This window comes from Myxococcus dinghuensis, assembly GCF_024198235.1.
GTDB classification, from domain to species: Bacteria; Myxococcota; Myxococcia; order Myxococcales; family Myxococcaceae; genus Myxococcus; species Myxococcus dinghuensis.
The window spans coordinates 288,849-310,887 of sequence record NZ_JAKCFB010000001.1 but is presented as its reverse complement, the minus strand read 5'-3'; the positions used below and the strand labels follow the sequence as shown (position 1 = coordinate 310,887).

At 70.2% G+C, this 22,039-nt stretch carries 17 protein-coding genes; 13 read left to right on the top strand and 4 right to left on the bottom strand.

What is annotated here, in order from left to right:
- Nucleotides 1–140: 140 nt before the first annotated feature.
- Together LZ198_RS01035 and LZ198_RS01030 are read right to left on the bottom strand one after the other, a co-directional pair.
- A complete protein-coding gene (locus tag LZ198_RS01035; protein WP_253969938.1) occupies nucleotides 141–1,925 on the bottom strand; it encodes a DUF4215 domain-containing protein in 1,785 nt (594 codons plus the stop codon).
- A gap of 253 nt (nucleotides 1,926–2,178) precedes the next feature.
- Entirely contained in the window at nucleotides 2,179–3,639 is a 1,461-nt protein-coding gene (locus tag LZ198_RS01030) for a M20 family peptidase (RefSeq protein WP_253969937.1), read from the bottom strand.
- 199 nt (nucleotides 3,640–3,838) lie between these two features.
- Between LZ198_RS01030 and LZ198_RS01025 the strand changes: the two genes are divergently transcribed.
- Nucleotides 3,839–5,617 carry a glycosyl hydrolase family 18 protein gene (locus LZ198_RS01025; RefSeq protein WP_253969936.1) on the top strand — a complete coding sequence of 593 codons (1,779 nt, stop codon included), beginning with the start codon at nucleotides 3,839–3,841 and terminating at the stop codon, nucleotides 5,615–5,617.
- 60 nt (nucleotides 5,618–5,677) lie between these two features.
- Here the strand turns inward: LZ198_RS01025 and LZ198_RS01020 are convergent, their stop codons facing one another.
- Nucleotides 5,678–7,891, bottom strand: a complete 2,214-nt coding sequence (locus LZ198_RS01020; RefSeq protein WP_253969935.1) for a M3 family metallopeptidase — start codon at nucleotides 7,889–7,891, stop codon at nucleotides 5,678–5,680.
- A 263-nt stretch (nucleotides 7,892–8,154) separates the two neighbouring features.
- Between LZ198_RS01020 and LZ198_RS01015 the strand changes: the two genes are divergently transcribed.
- From LZ198_RS01015 to LZ198_RS00980, 8 genes are all read left to right on the top strand, one after another.
- Nucleotides 8,155–9,180 carry a hypothetical protein gene (locus tag LZ198_RS01015; protein ID WP_253969934.1) on the top strand — a complete coding sequence of 342 codons (1,026 nt, stop codon included), beginning with the start codon at nucleotides 8,155–8,157 and terminating at the stop codon, nucleotides 9,178–9,180.
- A gap of 95 nt (nucleotides 9,181–9,275) precedes the next feature.
- Nucleotides 9,276–10,805 (top strand): acetyl-CoA hydrolase/transferase C-terminal domain-containing protein, encoded by a 1,530-nt coding sequence (locus LZ198_RS01010; RefSeq protein ID WP_253969933.1) that lies wholly within the window; start codon nucleotides 9,276–9,278, stop codon nucleotides 10,803–10,805.
- Nucleotides 10,806–10,811: 6 nt separating this feature from the next.
- A complete protein-coding gene (locus LZ198_RS01005) occupies nucleotides 10,812–11,534 on the top strand; it encodes a tetratricopeptide repeat protein (protein ID WP_253969932.1) in 723 nt (240 codons plus the stop codon).
- 167 nt (nucleotides 11,535–11,701) lie between these two features.
- Nucleotides 11,702–13,186, top strand: coding sequence for a DUF5066 family protein (locus LZ198_RS01000; RefSeq protein ID WP_253969931.1), 1,485 nt, complete (start codon nucleotides 11,702–11,704; stop codon nucleotides 13,184–13,186).
- A 201-nt stretch (nucleotides 13,187–13,387) separates the two neighbouring features.
- Nucleotides 13,388–14,326: an arginase family protein gene (locus tag LZ198_RS00995; RefSeq protein WP_253969930.1), complete on the top strand. Its 939-nt coding sequence runs from the start codon at nucleotides 13,388–13,390 to the stop codon at nucleotides 14,324–14,326.
- A 9-nt stretch (nucleotides 14,327–14,335) separates the two neighbouring features.
- On the top strand, nucleotides 14,336–14,902 hold the full coding sequence (locus LZ198_RS00990) for a CGNR zinc finger domain-containing protein (RefSeq protein WP_253969929.1): 567 nt from the start codon (nucleotides 14,336–14,338) through the stop codon (nucleotides 14,900–14,902).
- A gap of 412 nt (nucleotides 14,903–15,314) precedes the next feature.
- The gene (locus LZ198_RS00985; RefSeq protein WP_253969928.1) at nucleotides 15,315–17,276 is read left to right on the top strand and encodes a hypothetical protein; all 1,962 of its coding nucleotides are present in this window, start codon (nucleotides 15,315–15,317) and stop codon (nucleotides 17,274–17,276) included.
- Between the two features lie 156 nt (nucleotides 17,277–17,432).
- On the top strand, nucleotides 17,433–17,582 hold the full coding sequence (locus tag LZ198_RS00980; protein WP_253969927.1) for a hypothetical protein: 150 nt from the start codon (nucleotides 17,433–17,435) through the stop codon (nucleotides 17,580–17,582).
- A 3-nt stretch (nucleotides 17,583–17,585) separates the two neighbouring features.
- Here LZ198_RS00980 and dusA read toward each other — a convergent pair whose 3' ends face one another.
- Nucleotides 17,586–18,584: a tRNA dihydrouridine(20/20a) synthase DusA gene (gene dusA / locus LZ198_RS00975; protein WP_253969926.1), complete on the bottom strand. Its 999-nt coding sequence runs from the start codon at nucleotides 18,582–18,584 to the stop codon at nucleotides 17,586–17,588.
- 158 nt (nucleotides 18,585–18,742) lie between these two features.
- On the opposite strand from dusA, the gene LZ198_RS00970 reads away from it, so the two are divergent.
- From LZ198_RS00970 to LZ198_RS00955, 4 genes are all read left to right on the top strand, one after another.
- Nucleotides 18,743–19,657: a LysR family transcriptional regulator gene (locus LZ198_RS00970; RefSeq protein ID WP_253969925.1), complete on the top strand. Its 915-nt coding sequence runs from the start codon at nucleotides 18,743–18,745 to the stop codon at nucleotides 19,655–19,657.
- A gap of 121 nt (nucleotides 19,658–19,778) precedes the next feature.
- Entirely contained in the window at nucleotides 19,779–20,105 is a 327-nt protein-coding gene (gene trxA, locus LZ198_RS00965) for a thioredoxin (protein WP_253969924.1), read from the top strand.
- A gap of 209 nt (nucleotides 20,106–20,314) precedes the next feature.
- Nucleotides 20,315–20,941 (top strand): DUF47 domain-containing protein, encoded by a 627-nt coding sequence (locus LZ198_RS00960; protein WP_253969923.1) that lies wholly within the window; start codon nucleotides 20,315–20,317, stop codon nucleotides 20,939–20,941.
- A gap of 1 nt (nucleotide 20,942) precedes the next feature.
- The gene (locus LZ198_RS00955; protein WP_253969922.1) at nucleotides 20,943–21,968 is read left to right on the top strand and encodes an inorganic phosphate transporter; all 1,026 of its coding nucleotides are present in this window, start codon (nucleotides 20,943–20,945) and stop codon (nucleotides 21,966–21,968) included.
- Nucleotides 21,969–22,039: the final 71 nt, after the last annotated feature.

Here is a 22,039-nt window from a genome sequence, read left to right as displayed (position 1 = left end):
CGGGACGAAGCCAGGCCGCCTGCCCTCCTGCCGTTCGCGGTCACCCGCTACCCAGGGCCTGATTCACGCCTGGGTGCGGGCTCCTGCTCCGGAGCCGCCCCGGCCCTGTCCGGGCGCGGGGCGGTCCGGGAACCACCGGCTCAGCCGATCTCGACCTCGCAGGTCGAGCTGCAGCCGTCGCCGTTGCGGGTGTTGCCGTCGTCGCACTCCTCGACGTCGCCCGGCGTCGACGAGCGCGGCTGGATGCGACCGTCGCCGCAGCGCGGGCCGTTGACGCAACCCGGGGCGCACTTGTTGTAGCCACCGGCGTTGATGCCGTCGTCGCACTCCTCGCCCTGGTCGACCACGGCGTTGCCGCAGGTGGCGCGGCACACCGTCGTCTCGGTGCTGAAGTTGCCGAGCGTCAGCCGGTACGAGGAGCCCGACGTGTGGCGCTCCGCCTGGAACACCACCGCCTCGTAGATGCCGTTGAGCTTCAGGCCGAGCGCCGTGGCCTGGTTGGAGACGTTGACCGTGCCGCTCGCCGGGCCGTGCACGCCGCCCAGGTCGAGGGCGAGCTTGCCGTTGATGAACACCCACACGTCGTCGTCGCCGCGGAAGGTGAGCGTCTCGCCGCCCTTGTACTGGAACCAGTAACGGACCTCGCTGGTGAAGCTGAAGTTGTGGGGCTTGCCGTCGTTGGCCTGGCGCGTCTGCTCGTTGCCGGTGGCGATCCACCCCTTGCCGTCCAGCGGGAAGAAGTACTCGGTGTCGAACACGTACGTGCCGGACTGGCCCGTGGGCACCGGCTTCTGGAGGTTCAGCGTCAGCGTGGTCACCACCGTCTTGTTGACGTTGGCCACGTCGCGGTACCACTGGCGGAAGGCCGCGCCGCCGTTCGTGTTCGCGGACTGGACGCCCTCCTTGTTGTACTCGGGCTTGCCGTCGGCATCGAGGTTCGCCTTCACGATGCCGTCCTCACGGCCACCGTTCTTGTTCTCGAAGTCGATGTGGCCCCGCGGCAGGGCGCCCGTCGCGAGCAGGTCGTAGCCGCGGAAGTCGCGGTAGACGACGGGGATGGCGGTGGTGTCCGGAGGCGCCCCGGAGCCCACGTTGTCGCAAACGAAGCCCTCTTCCTTCTTGCAGGACGAGGAGCAGCCGTCGTTGTCGCGCGTGTTGCCGTCGTCGCACTCCTCGGTGCGGACCTCGGGGGGCAGGAGGATGCCGTCGCCGCACTTCTCCTGGCACGCGCCGTCGGTGCAGCGCGGCTCGAGCTTGCAGAGCGGCGAGCAGCCGTCACCCATGTCGTTGTTCTTGTCGTCGCACTGCTCGGTGCCCTCGACGATGCCGTCACCGCACGTCGTCTGGGAGCACGCCTGGCCGACGGTGGGGCACTTCCAGCCCTCCTCGAGGCGGCAGGTCGAGCTGCAGCCGTCGCCGCTGTTGGTGTTGCCGTCCTCGCACTCCTCGTCGCCCACCTTGAGGCCGTCGCCGCACTGCGCCGCGTGGCACCGGCCACCGGCGGCCGGGCAGTTCCAGCCCGCCTCCACCTTGCACTCCGAGTTGCAGCCGTCACCGTTGGACGCGTTGCGGTCGTCGCACTCCTCGCCGGCCTCCACGCGGCCGTTGCCACACCCCGCCACGCGCACACAGGCCTGGCCCGGGAGCTCGCAGGCCCAGCCGGTCTCCACCGCGTCACAGGCCGCGGTGCAGCCATCACCGCTTATCTGGTTGCCGTCGTCACAGGCCTCGCCGGGGTCCGCGACGCCGTTGCCGCACGTCTTCGGAATGACGACGGGACCATCACCCGAGTCCGGCACCGGGCCAGGACCGCTATCCGGCTTTCCGTCGCCTCCGCTGCCTCCGCAGGATGCAATGATCGAGATGAGTATCGAAGCGAGTACGAGACTCGCGAGCCGCTTGCCAGAAGGGGGGACGGTCGCCATGACCCCAGATGCTGAGAGTGTGCGCGATGCGTGTCAACGCGCTCGCGCATCAATCGTCCACACCCCATGTGAAAATGCAGGAAATGCGCAGATGTGAAGGAGCGGTGGATTGAAACCCGATGTTTCAAGCCGACTGCATACATCCGCCGCCATGTGGAGTCTGGTTGCTCCTCTGTGACTCGCCTGCCCTGACCCCGCGCTCGGCCAGGGAGTCGGGCGCGCGCGGTCCCGGGTACGCAAGGAGGGGCGCGGATCAGCGGGCGACGTTGCGCAGATACTGGGCGTAGAACCGAATCACGTCGACATACCCCGCCACGGCGATGCGCTCGTCCTTGCCATGCACCCGCGACAGGTCCTCCCGCTGCAGGTGGACGGGGAAGAACCGGTAGATGTTGTCGGACAACCCGACGAAGTGGCGCGAGTCGGTGGCGGCCACGTTGAGGTACGGCGACACGAGCACCTGTGGGAACACCTGCCGGATGGTGCGCTCCAGCGCGCGGAAGTCGTCGGAGTCGGCGGGAGAGACGGGAGACGGCTCGCTCTGGAAGGCGAGCGTGGACACCTTCACCCGGGGCTCGTCCACCACCTCGCGCACGTGGGCGAGCACGCCCTCCACGCTGTCGCCGGGGAGGATGCGGAAGTTGACCACCGCGCGCGCCCGCGACGGCAGCACGTTGTCCTTCACCCCCGCCTGGAACATCGTGGCGGCGGTGGTGGTGCGCACGGCCGCGTTGGTGGTCGGCTTGGAGGTGAGCTGCGCCACCACGAGCGGCTCGGTGAGCCACAGGTTGGCGAAGAGCACGCGCATGCCGAAGGACATCTCCGGCCCCACCCGCTCGAACAGCTCGCGGCTGCCACCCTGCAACCGCGTGGGCATGGGCCGCGCCTCCAACCGCGCGATGCCCTGGGAGAGGATGCCCACCGCGGTGCGCGGCGGCGGCATGGAGGAGTGCCCCCCCTCCTCCTCCACCGTGAGCTCCACGCTGACGAAGCCCTTCTCCGACGTGCCCACCAGCGCCACCGGCGCCTGCACCCCCGGCACGGTGCCGGACATGATGACGCCGCCCTCGTCCAGCACCGACTCCAGCCGGACGCCGCGCTCCGACAGGAGCTTCGCGATGGCCACCGCCCCCTCCCGGCCCCCGACCTCCTCGTCCGCCCCGAAGGCCAGCAGCACCGTGCGCCGGGGCGCCTCGCCCGCGGCCAGCAGCGCCTCCACCGCCTCCAGGATGCCCAGCACGCTGCCCTTGTCGTCGAGCGCGCCGCGCCCCCAGACGAAGCCCCCGTCCACCACGCCGTCGAACGGCGGCTTCGCCCAGGACGCCTCCGTGCCAGGGACCACCGGCACCACGTCCAGGTGCCCCATCAGCAGCACCGGCCGCAGCGAGGCGTCCGTCCCCGGCCACGTATAGAGCACCGAGTGCGGCCCCACCGGCTCGCGCTTCAACGCCGCGTGGACACGCGGGAAGTGCCGCGCCAGGTACCCATGGAGCCCGTCGAAGGCCGCGTCCTCCCCGGGACTCCCATCCGAGGCCGCCACCGTCTTGAATCGCAGGGCCCCCGCGAGCCGCTCCGCGGCGGCGTCCGCGTCCACTTGCAGCGCCGCGGGAGGCTCCGGCGTCACCTGCCGGGTGGAGAATCCGAGGGTCCGGACGCACAGGACCCCGGTCAGGAGCAACAGTCCGCCAAGGATGAACAGGAGCAGTCGTTTCATCGGGTGTGTCCCGCAGGGTACCAAACCCACCCCCAGGGACGGAGCGTACGTCCTGCACCCAGCTTTCGGTTTCTCGGATTTCGAGACCGAGCCACTTGCTTGTCGCGCGCCAATCACATGCAGTACTGCTAGATAATTCCAAAAATAGGAATGTCGGTCTTCTCCGTAATATCCGTTGCCAAGTCCAAGAGGTGAGCAGGTGAAGAAACGACTCGCAACGCAGTGGAGGCTCGTCGTCCCCGTGCTGGTGTTGTGGGGGTGCGGCGGGGGCGGGAAGCCCGGCGACGAGACGGGGCTGCCGGGGGCACCTTCGTCGGTGGAGGCGCAGGCGGCGGACGCCCAGGCGCTGGTGACGTGGACGCCCCCCACGACGAACGGGGGAAACCCGCTCCTCTACTACATCATCCGGTGCGAGCCGGTCTGCGGGGGCGCCATCGTCAGCGCGGGCGAGCGGCAGGCGACGGTGCTGGGGCTCAACAACGGCTTTCCGTACCTCTTCAAGGTCTCGGCGGTGAACGAGCGGGGCGAGGGCCCGGCCTCCGTCCCGTCGGAGTCGGTGACGCCGGTGGCGGGTGCGTCCATCCCGCAGCCCACGGTGCCCGGACAGCCGCGCTCGGTCCGCGCGACGCCGGGCAATGGCCAGGCGTACGTGAGCTGGCTCGCGCCGGCGAGCTTCGGCGGGCGCAAGCTGACGAAGTACGTCATCACCGCGCAGCCCGGCGACGTGACGGTGACGGTGGAGGCGCCGGCCGCGAGCGTGAGCATCCCGGGCCTGGAGAATGGCCGGCTGTACGCCTTCTCCGTCGTGGCGCACAACGAGGTGGGCGAGGGCCCGGCCGCGCTGGCCGCGCCGGTGACGCCGCGCACGGGCGGGGCACCGGCGAGCTGGGTGTCCGGCTATTACGTGGGCTACCAGCGCGCGCTCCTGCCGGTGGAGTCGGTGGACTTCTCCGGGCTGACCCACCTGATGGTGGGCCGCGTGCGCCCGCGCTACGACGGCACCGTCCACTCGGACTTCGACGTCACCATCTACGAAGGCCCCATCATGGCCCGCGACCTGGCGAAGCGGGCGCACGACGCCGGGCGCAAGGCGCTGCTGATGATTGGCGGCTTCGGCGAGCACGACGGCTTCGTGCAGGCCTCCACGGGCGAGAGCCGCCCCATCTTCGTGCGCACCCTCATCAAGCTCATGGACGAGCTGGGCTACGACGGGCTGGACATCGACTGGGAGCCCATCGACCTGCCGCCCGCGGGCAACGACGGCGAGCTGCTCCTGGCGCTGCTCGACGACCTGCGCGCGGCGCGCCCGGACATCATCCTCACGGTGCCGGTGGGCTGGCTCAACGCCAACTTCAAGATGACGCACCAGGAGGCCGCCTTCATGGCCCAGCTCTCCGCGCGCGTCGACCAGCTCAACATCATGTCCTACAAGATGAGCGGCAACTGGGGCAGTTGGGAGAGCTGGCACACCAGCCCGCTCAAGGACGAGACGCCCGGGCGCCCCAGCTCCGTCGCCAATTCCGTGCAGGGCTACCTGGACGCGGGGGTCCCCCGGGGACGGCTGGGCATCGGCATCGGCTTCTTCGGCACGTGCTGGCAGGGCGTCACGGAGCCACGCACCCCGCTCGACGGCCGCCAGGACGTCTACGAGGGGCAGAGCGACAACGCCATGAGCTACACCAACATCATGGAGTCGTACTACGAGGCGGAGGCGCGCCGCTGGGACGACAAGGCCAAGTCCCCCTACCTGTCGTTCCCCTCGCCCACCGGGCCGGGCCACTGCAACTACATCTCCTACGAGGACGGCCAGTCCGTCGCGGTCAAGGGCCAGTGGGCGCGCGCCGAAGGGCTGGGCGGCACCATCATCTGGACCGTCAACCAGGGGCACCGCCCGCGAGAGCCCCAGGGCGAGCGCGACGTGCTGCTCCACCAGGTCAAGCGCGCCTTCCTCGACCCGACGGGCCCCACCCTCCAGTGAGCCGGGGGCACGGCGCGAGAGGAGGCCACGCGGGCCCTCCCCTCGCTCACGGCGCCTGGCTCAGTGCGACGACTTCGTCTGGGCGCTGGACGCGGCCTTGAAGCCGCGCTTGCGCATCAGCGCGTCGATGCCCGCGTCGCGGCCCCGGAAGGCGCGGTACGCCTCCGCCGGCTCCACGGTGTTGCCCACCGCGAAGACGTGCTTGCGCAGCAGCTCCGCCACGTCCTTGTCGTAGGCGCCCTTGCCCTCGGTGAAGCGCTCGTACGCGTCCGCCGTCAGCGTGTCCGCCCACAGGTAGCTGTAGTAGCCCGCGGAGTAGCCGTCGCTGGAGAAGACGTGGCCGAACTGCGGCGTGCGGTGCCGCATGACGATCTCCTTCGGCATCCCCAGCGCCTTGAGCGTGTCGCGCTCGAAGGCGTCCGGGTCGATGGTGGCGTCGCCGGCCAGGTGCAGCTTCATGTCCACCAGCGCGGCGGACAGGGCCTCCACCGTGGCGAACCCCTGGTTGAAGGTGGACGCCTTCTCGATGCGCTTCACCAGCGCCGGGGGGATGGGCTTGCCAGTCTGGTAGTGCAGCGCGTAGGTGTTGAGCACCTCCGGCGTGGCCAGCCAGTGCTCGAGCAACTGCGAGGGGAACTCCACGTAGTCGCGCGCCACGTTGGTGCCCGACAGCGTGGGGTACTCCACCGCGGAGCTCAGGCCGTGCAGCGCGTGGCCGAACTCGTGGAACAGCGTGGACGCGTCCTCCCACGAGACGAGCACCGGCTCACCGGGCGCGCCCTTCACGAAGTTGGAGTTGTTGGAGACGATGGTCGTCACCTCGCCCCGGAAGCGCTCCTGGTTCCGGTACGCGTTCATCCACGCGCCGGAGCGCTTGCCCTGGCGCGCGTACGGGTCGAAGTACCACAGGCCCACGTGCTTCCCGGTGGCCTTGTCCTTCACCTCCCAGACGCGCACGTCGGGGTGGAACACCGGCACGTCGTCCACCTGCGTGAAGCTGAAGCCGAGCAGCTCGCCGGCCACCCAGAACATGCCCTCGCGCAGCCTCTCCAACTGGAGGTAGGGCTTCACCTCGTTCTGGTCCAGGTCGTACTTCGCCTTGCGGACCTTCTCCGCGTAGTAGCGGTAGTCCCAGGGCTCGATCTTGAGCTTCGCGCCCTCCTTGTTCGCCAGCGCCTGCATGTCCGCGACCTCCTCGCGCACGCGCGCCACGGAGGGCTTCCACACCGCCTCCATGAGCTGCATCGCGCGCTCGGGCGAGCCGGCCATGGAGTCCTCCAGCCGCCAGTGCGCGTGCGTCGCGAAGCCCAGGAGCTTCGCCCGCTCGGCGCGCAGCTCGAGGATCTCCGCGATGATGGCGTTGGTGTCGCGCGCGTCGCCGTTGTCGCCGCGGTTGACGTAGTTGCGCCACACCTTCTCGCGCAGGTCGCGGCGCGCGGAGTACGTCAGGAACGGCTCCATGGAGGAGCGCGTGTTGGTGACGACCCACTTGCCCTTGAGGCCCCGGGCCTCGGCTGCTGCCGCGGCGGCGGCGCGCAGGGAGGCCGGCAGCCCGGCCAGGTCCGCGTCGGACTCCAGGACGACGGTGTAGGCCTCCTCGTCACCGAGCACGTTCTGGCTGAAGGTGGTGTAGAGCGAGGCGAGGCGCTGGTTGATGGCCACCATGCGCTGCTTGGCGGCCGCGTCCAGCCGGGCGCCGGAGCGTACGAAGCGCGTGTAGTAGTACCAGGTCAGCCGCTGCTGCTCCGGCGTCAGCTTCGCCTTGTCCGGCGACTGGTAGACGGCCTCGATGCGCTTGAAGAGGGCCTCGTTCTGCATCCGCTCGTCGCGGAAGGCCGCGAAGCGCGGCGCCAGCTCCTGCTCCGCCGCCTGGAACTCGGGGCTGCTCATGGACGAGCCCCAGATGTCGAAGAGCACCTCCATGTCGTTGAAGCGCCGGCCGGCGTCCTCGTACGCGGCGATGGTGTTCTCGAACGTCGGCGGCGCGGGGTCGTTGGCGATGACGGCCACCTCGTGGCGGAACTCGTCCACCGTCGCCTCGAAGGCCGGCTTGAAGTCGGCGACCTTCACCTGGTCGAACGGCGGGACGCCGCCGTAGGGGCCGGCCCACTTCGAGCTCAACGGGGAGGACGGGGCCACGGGCACCTCGGGGGTGGTGGGGGGAGTGGTCGCGGCGGGGGCCTCGGCATGGGTGTCCGAGGAGGTCGAGGTCGTCGCGCAGCCCGCGGAGGCGAGCACGGCCACGCCCGCGCCGACGAAGAGGATGTTGCGCATTGGAGTGTAGGTCTCCCAACGAAGAGGGATGGGGGGGTGCACCAGAACACGAAATCGGGGCGCCCAACACGTCCACCGTCGCACCTCTTCCCGTCCCCGGACGACATCCGCCCTCCAGTCCGGGTGAGGGAGCGCCCCCGTCCGGCTAGAGCAGGCGCGCGCGGACGAAGGCCCCACTCGGGGTCCGGGCCGCGAGAGGGCAGGCGCGCATGGGGTCAGGGCTGGGGACGTACCGGAGGGAAGGCTGGGCGGGGTGGCTCCGCATGTTGGGGGTCGCCGCGCTGCTCGTGTCGGCGGGGGCGCGCGCGGAGTGGCTCGTGGACAACAACTCCCCGGCCACGCTCTTCCTGGAGCGCACGTACGTCTTCCTGTCGCCCAACCGCATCCACCGGTTGGGAGATCCCCGCTCGCCCGAGCACCTGTTCTTCGAGGCGCAGCTCGCCCCCCACTTCTTCTTCCCGCAGTACCACCGCGGCAGCTTCCGCGACCCGGGCGGGGAGTACTTCTTCACGGCGGTGGCGACGCCGTACATCCAGCTCCGGCTCCTGGACACGTCCAGCCGCCCCATCATCCCCCCGTCGTACATGCCGCAGCTCACGTTCCAGGTCGCGCACCTGCGGCTGTTGCCCCACTCCGCGCGGGAAGGCAGCCCCATGCGCGGGCTGGCGCTCGCGGCGAACTTCATCGTGGGGCACCACTCCAACGGCGAGGACGGGTGCTTCTTCGCGAACCAGACGGGGACCGACCCGGACTGCGTCCCCAGCGAGGGGACGCTGCCGCTCAACGAGGTGACGGGCAGCTTCGCCACCAACTTCCTGCGCGGGGAGCTGTACGCGCTCGTCGCCTTCGACGTGGAGCAGGACCTGGACAGCGCGTGGCTCGTGGGCGGGGGCTCGTTCCTGGAGATCAACTCCTCGCTGGGCATCGGCGGGCTCACCTCCGAGGAGCGCGCCGTCTACGGCGACGGGTTCTGGGGCTTCAGCGTGCAGGCGCAGCGCATCTGGCACCGGCACCGCTTCCTCTTCGAGGGCACCCTGTCGCGGCCGTTCGGAGAGAAGCCCCACCGCCGGACCAACCTGAGCGCGGAGCTCTCCGCCCTGCCGTGGTGGGGCGCGGGCTTCGGCCTCTTCACCCGCTACGTCCATGGCCAGGACTCGTACAACATCCTGTTCCTGGAGAAGCTGAGCCAGTGGCAATTCGGGCTCGTGTTCGAGCTGCCTCCGGGCGTCCGCCTGCGGGAGGAGGCCCGGGAGCAGGAGGCCCGGAGACGCCTGCCCGGCTTCCACTGAGAGGGGGCCCGGAAGGAGCCCGGGCGGGCGTCCGGACACGTCATCCTCCGCCCCCGCGACGCACGGTGTGACATCCTGCCGCCGCGAGAATGCCCATGAACGCCCCGAGCCCCCTGAAGGACCGCATCCAGAATCCCGAGCTGCTGGCGAAGGTCGTCCCCGTCGAGGAGGCCGTGCAGCACGTCTCCGACGGCCACACCGTGGCCATCAGCGGCTTCACCAAGTCCGGAGAGCCCAAGGCCTTCTTCCCCGCCCTGGCGAAGCACCTGGCGCTGACCGCGCCGCGCACGCGCCTCACCCTGCTGTCCGGCGCCTCGCTGTCCGAGGACGTCGAGGGCCCCATGGCGCCGTTCATCGCGAAGCGCGGGCCCTACATGTCCTCGTCCGCCTCGCGCCGCCGCATCCACGCCGGGGAGATGGACTTCACGGACGTGCACCTGTCCGCCTTCGCGCGCAACCTGATGTACGGGTTCTACGGCGACATCGACGTGGCGGTGGTGGAGGTGTCGCGCATCCGCCCGGACGGCAGCGTCGTGCTCACCTCGTCGGTGGGCATCAGCGCGGAGGCGCTCGCCCGCGCGAAGAAGGTCATCCTCGAGGTGAACACGTCCGTGCCGGACTACACCGGGTTCCACGACATCGTCCTGCCGGCGGTGCACCCGCACGTGGGCTGGCCGCTGCCGCTGGTGAACGTGCGGGATCGCATCGGCACGCCCTACGTGGAGTTCGACGCGCGCAAGGTGGTGGCGGTGGTGGAGTCGCGGACACCGGACCACCCGGTGCCCTTCAAGACGGCGGACGACACGGACCGGCGCATCGCGCGGCACGTGGTGGACTTCCTGCTGCGGTGCCGGGACGCGTACCGGTGGGGCAAGCGCCTGCCACCCATCCAGTCCGGCGTGGGCAACGTGGCCAACGCCATCATCGGTGAGCTGTACGAGTCCCCGTTCCAGAAGATCCGCTTCTGGACCGAGGTCTTCCAGGACGGGATGCTGCGCTACGTGGAGGACGACGCGAAGTTCGAGTACGCGTCCGCCACGGCGGTGTCCTTCTCCTCCGAGGGGCGGCAGAAGTTCCAGCAGTTGTTCGAGCGGGCGAAGGACCGGCTCGTGCTGCGGCCCATGTGGCTGTCGAACAGCCCGGAGATCATCAGTCGCCTGTTCGTCATCGCGATGAACACCCCCATCGAGGTGGACATCTACGGCCACGTCAACTCCACGCACATCGACGGTTCGCGCATCGTCAACGGGCTGGGGGGCTCCGGGGACTTCTTCCGCAACGCCTACCTGAGCATCGTCCACACCCCGTCCGTGCGGAAGCTCAAGGACGGGCGCACGGTGAGCTGTGTCATGCCGTACGTGCGGCACATCGACCACACCGAGCACGACATCAAGTGCGTCGTCACCGAGCACGGCTACGCGCTCAACATGGACATCCGCTCCCCCCGCCGCCGCGCGGTGGACATCATCGAGAAGTGCGCGCACCCCTACTTCCGCCCGCTCCTGCACGCCTACCTGGACATGGCGGGCCCCGGGGACGAGCCCCGCGCCACCGACATGAAGGCGCTGGAGGGCTGGTGGCGCGACTACGACGCCGCCTGCCGGGCCTTCCCCCAGGACGGCTGAGTCGCCATGGAGCGCAATGGACGCGAGCCCTGCCCGCCGGAGATCGCCGAGCAGCTCCGGGAGGTGGACCGGCTGCGCCGCAGCGGGCGCTACGCCACCGCGCTCACCCAGGTGCGGGCGCTCGCGGACGCCCACCCGCGGCTCACCCGGGTACTGCTGGAGCTGGCGATGACGCTCGGCATCTGGGGCGGCGCGCCCGCGGAGGCGCTCCCCTGGTTCGAGCGCGTCCTGGCGCTGGCGCCCGGGCACCGCACCACGCGGCTGCACCGCGCGCTGTGCCTGGCCCGCCTGGGAAGGCACGAGGAGGCCGTGGCGGACTTCGACGCCCTGGTGGACGGGGGCTACCGCAAGGCGCTGGTGCTCCACATGCAACGCGCCGCCTCGCTGGAGGTGCTCGGCCGGCACACGGACGCGGAGCGGGACTGGACGCTCGCGCTCGAGGAGGACGCCGGCAACCCCTGGCTGCTCCAGCAGCGCGCCGCCGCCCGGGCCCGGCTGGGTCGCACGCAGGAAGCCGTCGCCGACCTCTCCGCCGCCCTCGGCCAGCAGAGCGGTGAGCACGTCGACCCGGAGCTGCTGCACGAGCGGGGCCTGCTGCGCGCCCGGATGGGTGATGCAGCCGGGGCTCGCGCGGACTTCCAGGCGGGGCTCGGAGCCCTGCGCCGTGGCGACCCACCTTCGCTCCCCGACGCGCTGGGCCAAGCGCTCCGGGACCTCGACCGCGCCTGACACTCCCGCGCCTGCCTTGAAATCGCCAAAGCGACTGGGCCGGTTGCGTCCTGGCCCTGTCTTCCGCGCAGCCCCTGAACGAGGGCCGCCTCCACACGACGCTCCTCGGCATGACGCCATCGCGGTGAAGCTCCTGCGCCGTTACCTCGTGCGCTAGCCTGACCGTCATGACCAAGAAGGCACCCACCTCGCTGAAGCGAGACGACATCCAGAGAAAGGTCGCCGAATACCTGGAGCTCGAATCGCCCGCGAAGAAGCTCGCGCTCCTGGAGTGGATGGCCGCGCTGGAGCCGGCGCAACGCAAGCACCTGCGCCGTCCGCACGGGGGTGGCCTCATCGTCCCCGAGTCGCAGATGAGCAGCACGCGCTTCCTGCTCGCGACGTCTCTCTTCGCGAAAGAGGACCGCAAGTACTGGGCCCAGCACGATCCCGCTGCGTCCCCCTGGGTTCCGAATACGACGCTCGGCGACGCCATGGCTCCGTCGCGGAGAGCCATCGAAGCCGCGACGAAGACCTGGCACCCCAAGAAGGACAAGGGGCATCCGGACTACGCCGAGGCGAAGCGGATGCTCGAAGAGCTCGCGGCCGACGAGGGCTCGGGCGTGAAGAGGGATGCGACGTGCGTCCTCGCGGTCATCGCGCTGAGAGAGGGCCAGCCGAAACAGGTGTTCGCGCGGCTGGGCATCAAGCGGGGCGAGGTCCCTCGAGACAACGCGCTGCATGCAGGGGCGGCGTACTTCGCGCTCGGTGACATGGAGCGCGCGCTCGCCTGCTACACCGGCAGCGACGTGAACCAGGGCTTCCTCGCCGAGGCGCGTGGCGATTTCGCGGCGGCGGACCGGTTCTATCGTGCGGGCCTCCAGGCCAGTTGGTGGGCGATGCGCCCCTACGCGAAGCTTCGCTGTGCGCGTCTCGCGCAACGCCTCGGCAAGCGCGAACTCGAACGCCTGCGCGCCAGCGAGAATGACGGCAAGATCGTCCTCGAGAAGGTCGCCGATTTTCATGCGCGGTTTCCCGAGATCGCCGATGCGCTGCGCAAGCGCCTCCGCATCACGAGCAAGAAGCAGCCGCTGTCCGATGCGGAGATCGACGAGATTCGCCTCGCGACGAAGCGCCGCGGTGGCGGCGAGAGCGTCGGGCTCCCCGAGAGCGCGAAGACGATCCTCCGCTACGACCGGAACTTCACGCTGTTCGAGAATGCAACGCCGTTGCTAACGCCGCTGTGGAAGGCCGCGAAGAAGGGCGTCACGTCCGCCGACGTCGAGAAGCTCGTGCGCAGCGCGGCAAGGCAAGACAACTCGACCGGTCTGCGCGCGCTATCGAAGCTGCCGAAGGACATACCCGTGTGGAGCGACGCGCCGGACCTGCCCGCGTGCATCGCGCTCGCGAGCCCCGGCGACCAGGAGCTCTTCCTCTACATGGGCGTCGCCGACGCAGACGGCGAGTACCCCGTCGCGCGCTTCGACGACCAGCCGGAGCTGTGGGTCAGCGATGCGTCCCTGGTCCACTACATCCTCGATGCCGCCAACGATGTGGTCGAGTGCAAGAGCGACCTCGTCAAAGCGAAGAAGGCCGCGCAGAAACGCAACGCGCGTCATCGCGAGGGCTGGAGCGCACATCCCAAGGTGCAGGCCGCGCTCGCCAGATTGTGACAGCGGCTCGGGAACGACGAGACCGCGGATGCATGCCCCCTCCAGAAGCTCCGCGTCTGGACCGGGAACTCCCAGGACAGAGGCCACACTCCGTGGAAGGGAACTGGACAAGAAACCACTCAATTCACTTCAGTGGTTGCATCTGGCCGGTCCGGCCCCTACCCTCCATGAAACCACTGAACAGCCAAAGAGGGTTACACCATGACCGGAAGGCCCTTCCCCATCGCCTTGCTCGCCGCGCCCTCGGACCTGGGGTTGAGCCGGCCGGACGGACGCATTCCCCGGGTGGACCTGTTGCCGGAGGCGCTGCTGGAAGCCGGGCTCGGCCGCCGGCTGGGCGCGCGGCTGGAGCACACGGTGACGCCCGGGCCCTATGAGGCCCGCAGGGACCCGGTCACGAAGGTCCTCAACCCGCGCGCCATCGCGGACCTGTCGGTGCGGCTCGCGGACGACGTGGAGCGGGTGCTGCGGGCCGGGCGCTTCCCCCTGGTGCTGGGAGGCGATTGCAGCATCCTGCTCGGCTGCCTCCTGGGCGTGAAGCGCACCGGCGCACGGGCGGGGCTGGCGTTCATGGACGGGCACACCGACTTCTGGCCACCCGAGGCGTCCCCACTGGGCGGCACGGCTGGCATGGACCTGTGGCTCTCCACGGGGCGGGGCCCCGCGGTGCTGTCGGACCTGGAGGGACTGGGCCCGCTCGTCCGCGACGAGGACGTGGCCATCCTCGGGGTGAGGGACCCGGACGTCTGGGGTGTCCCGGTCGAGGCCGAGCACGCGCGCGACACGCGCATGACCTGGCTGGACCTGGAGATGCTGCGTCGCGACGGCATCGCGGCCTGCGCCGAGCGGGCCCTCACACGGTTCCGCGAGTCAGGAGTCCAGGGCTTCTGGATGCACCTGGACGCGGACGTCATGCACGACGACGTGATGCCCGCGGTGGACTCGCGCCAACCGGACGGGCTGCGCGTGGAGGAGCTGGCCGAGCTGCTCTCCCGGTTGGTGGGCTCCGGCATGGCGCTGGGAATCGACGTCACCATCTACGACCCGAGCCTCGACCCCGAGCGCCACGCGGCGCGTGCGCTGGTGGACACCCTCGTCGCCGGACTCGGAGGGCTGGTCGACGCGCCACGGACGCGATAGGCCCGGGGCATGGCCTCCGCTCACAGCCCGGGACTCCCGCCGGACGTCGTCCTGCTGCTCGACTTCGTCAACACGCTGGACGTGGAGAAGCTGACCGACGAGGTGCCCTCCCCCGCCGCGCTCACCCCGTGGTTCCGCGCGCGCGGGTTGCTCGGGGCCGCGGAGACGGTTTCACCGGACGCCTTCGCGGCGGCCATCGAGGTCCGGGAGGCCCTGCGCCTCGTGCTCCAGCTCCACCATGGCGAGCCTCCGCCCGCGGCGGAGCTGCGCACGCTGGAGCGACGCGCGGCGGAGTGTCCCCTCGCCGTCACCTTCGCCCCCGACGGAGCCGTCCACCTGCGCCCCGCCGGCGAGGGCGGATGGAAGGCCCTGGGCGCGCTCTTCGCCGCCATGGTGACGACCCAGCGCGAGGGGCACTGGGCCCGGATGAAGGTATGCCCCGCGGGGGACTGTCAGGCGGCCTTCTACGACACCTCGAAGAACCGCTCCGGCCGGTGGTGCTCGATGGCCGTGTGCGGGAACCGCACCAAGGTGCAGCGCTTCCGCGGCACGCCCGCCGCTCGCTCGCGACGCTAGAGCGCAGCACCTCGCCCCGAGCCGTTCGTCCGAACCGCACCCACGAACGCGCTCAACCGGGAACGTCCACGCGGGACTAGCGAGCATCGACTGGCGCGGGTGTCTCCGGCACGCCGACGCGGAAGCCCCCCCCTCGTCATGAGCACGAGACGCGTGGGAACGCCCGGAGTCGTGGTGGACCTGACGCGACCAGCCCTCCTCGCAGACACCCTCGTCGCCGGCTGAGTCCAGTGGACCGGGACTCAGCGCCGAGGTGGCCCCTCCAGAATTCACTCCAAGTCCAATCCAGCCTCACCCACGGCGGGATTCGCAGGGCTCCCGCTCGCCCCGACGCAACCCCGGACGTCATTTCCCGAGAATCGAGAATCGATTTTCGCGGGCGGCAATGACGCCCGACGTCGGAGGACTCCTCATGGGGACTGAACGCGTAGGTCAGGGTGGGAACGCGGCGGAGCTGGCGCGCCAGGCAGCGGAGGCGGCTCGTCGCGCAGCGGAGGCCGCGGCCAGGGCGGCCGCTGAAGCGGCGGCCAAGGCGGCCGCGGAGGCCGCTGCCAAGGCCGCGGCGGAGCAGGCGGCCGCGAAGCCGAGCGTGGCGGCCCGGAACGACGTCTCCACGTTCGAGGCTTCGGGCCCGAAGAACACGCTGAACCTGGACGGCCAGGGCAAGGCGCCCGCGTCGTCGCTGCTCACGGAGAACGCGCGGGACAACCAGGTCAACTGCCTCGACAAGGCGGCGGACTTCGTCAACAAGAGCTCGCCGGAGCTCCAGGCCCGCTCGGAGATGGTGTTCCTGAAGGACGGCCGCGCCGGCGCCGAGGGACAGACGGGCCACGTCGTCGTGCGCCAGGGCGAGCGCGTGCTCGACCCGAGCAGCGGCAAGTCCTACGACGACATGAAGGCGTACCTGAAGGAGCAGCCGCACTACTCGGAGGCCGGCTCGCTCCCGGGCACCACCGCCGCCAAGGTCTTCTCCACGAAGGCCGGCTCGCCCGAGCGCGCCCAGGCCCTGGCCGACGCCAAGGTCTCCCCCGAGCTCCAGAAGATGATGGTCGCGGACTATCCGGCGGACGTGGGGGGCGTGCCCAACCCGGCCACGGTGGAGCCGCACGAGACGACCATCCCCGGCCAGGCCGGCCCCGTCTCCGTCGAGTTCAGCGACACGCTCGAGAAGGACGTCAAGAAGGAGGACGGCTACGTCACGGTGAAGATCAACGCGGAGACCGCTGTCTCCGCCGAGGGCACCGTCGAGTTCAAGAAGGCCAAGGTGGGCGCCTCCATCACCGGCAGCGTCGAGGCCGGCAAGTCGATGGAGTACGAGGTGAAGATGAAGGAGGCCGACTTCGAGAAGCTGAAGAAGGGCGAGATTCCTCCTCCCCACCCGCTCAACCCGGAGACCATCCCCGACGGCGCCTCCATCAAGCTGGAGCAGAGCAAGTTCGCGGGCTACGGCCTGGACGTGGGCCTGAGCTACCACGCCGCCGAACTGGGCATCTCCGGTGACGTGAAGCAGGGCAAGGGCATGTCCATCGAGGTCAGCCGCGAGGGCGACAAGCTGAAGATGACGACGGGCCCCACCGAGTTCATCGAGAACAACGGCAAGGTGAGCCTGGGCGTCGGCCCCGTGTCGGTGAGCATGAGCCGCGAGGACACGCTCAAGGAGTACAAGCTGCGCACCGCGGAGTTCGACCTGTCCAACGCGGAGGGCAAGAAGGCCTTCGAGTCCTTCGCCAAGGACGGCCGCATGCCGGAGAAGGAGGGCCCGGGCGTCTCGAACACGCTGCGCTTCGACAAGGTCCACTACGAGTCCACGGGCGGCAAGGTGGACATCGACGTGGGGCCCTTCAACATCGGCACCGACGGCACCACCAACACGGGCGACTACCTCATCACCCACCACCCGGACGGCACCAAGTCGCTGACGTCGGACATCACCTACGGCGGCGACCACCCGGACGTCACCATCGAGCAGAAGTACGACAAGGACGGCAAGCTCGTCCCCGGCTCCGAGAAGTTCGCCATGAAGTTCGACACGAAGGACGACAACGCTCGCGAGCTGCTCGTCTACTCGTACACGGGCGACGCGCAGAAGGCGAAGGCCGCGCGCGAGAACGACGACCCCATCACCCTCAACCTCACCGCCAGCGACATCCGGGAGATGCAGCGCCGCTCCGGCATCCAGGCGGAGAACGGCGGGCACATGGGCATCAACGTCCTGCTCACCGACTACGACGGCAAGCCGAACGACCCGCTCATGGCCGTGCGCAACATGGCCTGCTCGCCGGCCTACAACGAGTACAAGCTCGCGCAGAGCTACTTCGGCCTCTTCCAGGACGCCGGCAAGAAGCCGCTGCCGGGCGAGCTGGTCATCGGCTGAGGCAGCCGTGAGCCGGCGGTGAGGAACCGAGGCCCGGGCCCCCGCGAGGTGACCCGGGCCTTCATCGTTCCCCGCTTCAGGGGTGGCCCGGAGGCGTGGACATGGACAGCTCGAGGGGAGAACGTCCACCAGCCATCTCTCGGGGAGCATCGCTCGATGTCACGAAGCCACGACGCGGGACACGGCCCCTTCAGCGAATTTCCGCTGGCGTCCACGGGGACGGGCCCCTACGGAATCACCGCCGGTCCAGATGGCGCCCTCTGGTTCACGGAAGAGGTCGGGCGCATCGGGCGCATCGCGCCGTGAGGCTCAGGCCGCGACGACCGCCTCCGGCTCGCGGCGCACCTTGGCCAGCGCGGCGACGACGACCTCCGGCCCCGCGCCCGGCTTGTGCGCGTTCTCGCTCAGATGACGGCGCCACGCGCGCGCGCCGGGCAGGCCCTGGAACAGGCCGAGCATGTGCCGCGTCACCGCGCTGAGCGGCGCGCCGCGCTGCCGGCTCCGCTCGATGTACGGCAGCATGGCCTCCACCACCTCGTGCCGCTCGCGCGGGCGCTCCTCGGAGCCGAAGAAGCGCCGGTCCGCGTCCGCCAGGAGGTACGGGTTCTCGTAGACGGCGCGGCCAATCATCACCCCGTCCACCTTGCCGAGGTGCTCGGCGGCGGCGTCGAGCGTCTTGATGCCGCCGTTGATGCTGATGTCCAGGTGGGGCAGCTCCTCCTTGAGGCGGTGCACCAGTTCGTAGCGCAGCGGCGGGACGTCGCGGTTCTCCTTCGGGCTCAGCCCCTGGAGCCACGCCTTGCGCGCGTGGACGATGAAGCGCGTGCAGCCCTCCGCCGCGACGCGCTTCACGAAGCGCTCCAGCGTGGGCCACTCCTCCATCTCGTCGATGGCGATGCGCGACTTCACCGTCACCGGGATGCGCACCGCCGCGCGCATGGCCGCCACCAGCCGCGCCACCAGCTCCGGCTCCGCCATGAGGCACGCGCCGAAGCGGCCGGACTGCACGCGGTCGCTCGGGCAGCCCACGTTGAGGTTCACCTCGTCGTAGCCCCAGGACTCGGCGATGCGCGCGGCCTCCGCCAGCGCCTCCGGCTCCGAGCCGCCCAGCTGGATGGCCACCGGGTGCTCGGCCGCCTCGTAGCCCAACAGGCGGTCACGGTCCCCGTGGATGACGGCGCCCGTGGTCAGCATCTCCGTGTACAGCAGCGTGTGGCGGCTGATCTGCCGGTGGAAGTACCGGCAGTTCCGGTCCGTCCAGTCCATCATCGGCGCGACACACAACGGGATGGGGCGAAAGGGCGTCATGGCGAGAATCCAGGCGAGGCGGCCCCGTGCATCTACCCCGGGTCCAGCCCTCGTGCCCACCCCTCAATGACGCCCGGGCGCCCGAAGAGGGAGGAGCCGGACACCCCGCCCCCGGTTAGGCTGCCCACGTGCCCCCCGGTCCGCCCCTGCTGGATGACATGTTGCTGCTGGTCGAGGTCGTCGCCGCGGGCGGAATCACGGCCGGCGCCGAGCGGCTCGGGTTGCGCAAGTCCACCGTGAGCCGGCGCCTCTCCGCCCTGGAGGGCCGGCTGGGGGTCCGGCTGCTGGAGCGCAACACGCGAGGGCTGCGCCTCACCGAGGTGGGGCGCGACTACCACGCGCACTGCGCGCGCATCGTCGCGGAGGCCCGCGAGGCCAACCGCGCCCTCGGCGAGTCACGCGCCACGCCCCAGGGCACGCTGCGCATCGCCACCCTGTCGCTGCTGGGCGAGCTGCTCACGCCCCTCATCTCCGAGCTGCTCCTGCGCCACCCGCTCCTGCGCGTGGAGGTGTCGCTCGCCGAGGCGCACGTGGACCTCATCGCGGAGGAGTACGACCTGGCGCTGCGCACCGGCCCGCTCGCGGACTCGTCGCTGGTGGCGCGCAGGCTCGGCCGGCTGCGCACCGGCTACTACGCCAGCCCCGCGTACCTCGGCCGCCAGGGCACGCCCCGGACGGCGGCGGAGCTGGAGGGCCATGCCTGCGTCCTGCTCGCGGAGCGCGGCACCGACGAGGTGTGGTTCTTCGGCGAGGGGCGCGCCGCCCGCAGCCTGCCGGTGGCGGGACGGCTGCGCGTGCCCAGCCTCCGCGCCGGACAAGCCGCCGCCCGCGCGGGACTGGGGCTGGTGCGGCTGCCCGCCTCCCTCGTCGTCGACGACGTACGCGCGGGCCTGCTCGTGCCGGTGTTGGAGGCGCAGACGCCGCCGGGCATCCCCGTCTTCGCCGTCTACCCGAGCAGCCGGAACCTGCCCCTCAAGGTGCGCGCCTTCCTCGACCTGCTGTCGGAGCGCGGCGCCTCGCTCCCGTGGGACTGCACGCCGGAGCCCCCGCCCGCGAGGGGCCGCGCGCGGTAGGGGCCTTCACGCAACGCAGTGTTGCGCCCCGGCCTCTCGTCCCCACCCGCGCTCGCCATTACACCTCCCGCAACCACACGGCCCGGCGTCGGACGACCCGGGCCCTCCGAGGAGGACGGACATGGCGGGAGAGGTCATCGAGCTGAGCGACGCGGCGTTCCACCACGAGGTGCTCGAGTCACGCGAGCCGGTGCTCGTGGACTTCACCGCCACCTGGTGCCCCCCGTGCCGCTTCATCGCCCCCATCATCGAGGCGCTGGCCGTCGAGTACCGGGGACGGATGAAGATGACCAGGCTCGACGTGGACGCCCACCCGGAGACGGCGAGCCAGTACGGCATCCGCGCCATGCCCACGCTGCTCATCTTCAAGGAGGGCAAGGTGGTGCGACAGCTCGTCGGCGCGCTCCCCCGCGCGAAGCTGGAGCAGGAGGTCCTCGCGCAGCTCTGAGCCGGCTCACCCGGGCCGGGTACCGGAGCACACATCGACAGCGTGTCCCCCACCCCGGCCCGGTGGCTGGTTGCAAGTCAAAAAGGAAGGCTGGCGATTCTCTCCAGGTGAGGTACTCACGGGCCGCCGCGGAGTGTCACGAACCGGTGACACCCTCCGCGACGACCTGAGCCCGTGTCTCGCGGGCGATACCTCCGGGAGAGGGAGCGATGCTCGAAAGGCTGATGCCCAAGTCGGACGAGTTCTTCGACGACTTCGACAAGCAATGCGCCGCGACCGTCAAGGGCGCGAAGATGCTGCACTCGCTCTTGAGCGACTACCGCGACGTCCCCGAGCGGGTGCGCGCGCTCAAGGACGTGGAGCACGAGGGCGACGAGGTGACCCACACCGCGTTCAACCGCCTGCACCAGCAGTTCATCACCCCGTTCGACCGGGCGCAGATCCACTCCCTGCTGTCGCGCATCGACGACGTGCTGGACCTGACCAACGCGGCGGCGGCGCGGCTGCACTACTACGAAATCCAGTCCAGCCTGCCGGACGCGACGGAGCTGGCGCGGCTGCTGGTGCTGTCGACGGAGAAGGTCCAGGAGGCGGTGGCGGCGCTGCGGCTCATCAAGAAGCCGGAGCAGATCCTCTCGGGCTGCAAGGAGATCAAGCAGTTGGAGTCGCAGGCGGACGAGGTGCTGCGCGCGGGGCTGGGGCGGCTCTTCAAGAGCGGGGGCGACACCCTGACCATCATCAAGTGGAAGGAGATCTTCGACCTCATCGAGACGGCCACGGACAAGTGCCAGGGCGTGGCCAACGTCATCGAAGGCGTGGTGCTGGAGCACTCCTGAGATGCTACTCGCCGCCGTCATCCTCATCGTCGCGGTCGCGCTCGTCTTCGACTTCATCAATGGATTCCACGACGCGGCGAACTCCATCGCCACCGTGGTGTCCACCCGGGTGTTGTCACCCAACCTGGCCGTGGCGTGGGCCGCCTTCTTCAACTTCGTGGCCGCCTTCAGCGGGGGCGTGCACGTCGCCAACACGATGGGCAAGGGCATCATCAACTTCGACATGCTCCGGGCCGAGGGCTCGGCGGCGGTGCTGGCGGTCATCTTCTCCGCGCTCATGGGCGCCATCGCCTGGAACCTGCTGACGTGGTGGTGGGGCCTGCCGTCGTCCTCGTCCCACGCGCTGGCGGGCGGGATGATTGGCGCCACGCTGCCGGTGCTCGGGTTCAAGGGGCTGGTGGGCGCGGGCATCGCGAAGATCGCCGCCTTCATCGTCCTGTCGCCGCTCATCGGCATGTTCCTGGGAACGACGCTGATGATCGTGAGCACGTGGGTGGTGCACAAGCAGACGCCGCTGCGCGTGGACACGTGGTTCCGCAGGCTCCAGCTGCTGTCGTCCGCCATCTTCTCCTACAGCCACGGCACCAACGACGCGCAGAAGGTGATGGGCATCATCGCCGTGGTGCTCTTCGGCACCATCTGGAAGGACCGGCCGTTCCACATCGACTGGTGGATGATCATCTCCTGTCACGCGGCCATCGCCCTGGGCACCTTCTTCGGCGGCTGGCGCATCGTGCGCACCATGGGCCACAGCCTCACCAAGCTGGCCCCCATCGGCGGCTTCAGCGCGGAGACGGGCGGCGGCGTCACCATCATCGCGCTGGCGGAGCTGGGCATCCCCGTGTCCACCACGCACACCATCACCGGCGCCATCGTCGGCGTGGGCTCCACGCGCGGCTGGCGCGCGGTGAAGTGGGGCACCGCCGGCCGCATCATCTGGGCCTGGGTGGTCACCATCCCCGCCGCGGCCACCGTGGCGATGCTCGTCTACGGCCTCACCCAGGTCGTGGTGAAGCTGGCCTCCTGAGTCGGCCTCCCGCTTCCGCTCGCGCGCCGGCGCCCGGCGGCCCGCGCGAGCGGGAGGGGCGTCCCACCCTC

Excerpts from the sequence above, each read along its gene's own strand:
- dusA (WP_253969926.1), bottom strand. The coding sequence starts at position 18,584 with ATGACGCCCTTTCGCCCCATCCCGTTGTGTGTCGCGCCGATGATGGAC.
- LZ198_RS01015 (WP_253969934.1), top strand. The coding sequence starts at position 8,155 with ATGTTGGGGGTCGCCGCGCTGCTCGTGTCGGCGGGGGCGCGCGCGGAG.
- LZ198_RS01010 (WP_253969933.1), top strand. The coding sequence starts at position 9,276 with ATGAACGCCCCGAGCCCCCTGAAGGACCGCATCCAGAATCCCGAGCTG.
- LZ198_RS01030 (WP_253969937.1), bottom strand. The coding sequence starts at position 3,639 with ATGAAACGACTGCTCCTGTTCATCCTTGGCGGACTGTTGCTCCTGACC.
- LZ198_RS01020 (WP_253969935.1), bottom strand. The coding sequence starts at position 7,891 with ATGCGCAACATCCTCTTCGTCGGCGCGGGCGTGGCCGTGCTCGCCTCC.
- LZ198_RS00980 (WP_253969927.1), top strand. The coding sequence starts at position 17,433 with ATGTCACGAAGCCACGACGCGGGACACGGCCCCTTCAGCGAATTTCCG.
- LZ198_RS00995 (WP_253969930.1), top strand. The coding sequence starts at position 13,388 with ATGACCGGAAGGCCCTTCCCCATCGCCTTGCTCGCCGCGCCCTCGGAC.
- LZ198_RS00970 (WP_253969925.1), top strand. The coding sequence starts at position 18,743 with ATGTTGCTGCTGGTCGAGGTCGTCGCCGCGGGCGGAATCACGGCCGGC.
- trxA (WP_253969924.1), top strand. The coding sequence starts at position 19,779 with ATGGCGGGAGAGGTCATCGAGCTGAGCGACGCGGCGTTCCACCACGAG.
- LZ198_RS00990 (WP_253969929.1), top strand. The coding sequence starts at position 14,336 with ATGGCCTCCGCTCACAGCCCGGGACTCCCGCCGGACGTCGTCCTGCTG.
- LZ198_RS01000 (WP_253969931.1), top strand. The coding sequence starts at position 11,702 with ATGACCAAGAAGGCACCCACCTCGCTGAAGCGAGACGACATCCAGAGA.
- LZ198_RS00955 (WP_253969922.1), top strand. The coding sequence starts at position 20,943 with ATGCTACTCGCCGCCGTCATCCTCATCGTCGCGGTCGCGCTCGTCTTC.
- LZ198_RS01035 (WP_253969938.1), bottom strand. The coding sequence starts at position 1,925 with ATGGCGACCGTCCCCCCTTCTGGCAAGCGGCTCGCGAGTCTCGTACTC.
- LZ198_RS00960 (WP_253969923.1), top strand. The coding sequence starts at position 20,315 with ATGCTCGAAAGGCTGATGCCCAAGTCGGACGAGTTCTTCGACGACTTC.
- LZ198_RS00985 (WP_253969928.1), top strand. The coding sequence starts at position 15,315 with ATGGGGACTGAACGCGTAGGTCAGGGTGGGAACGCGGCGGAGCTGGCG.
- LZ198_RS01005 (WP_253969932.1), top strand. The coding sequence starts at position 10,812 with ATGGAGCGCAATGGACGCGAGCCCTGCCCGCCGGAGATCGCCGAGCAG.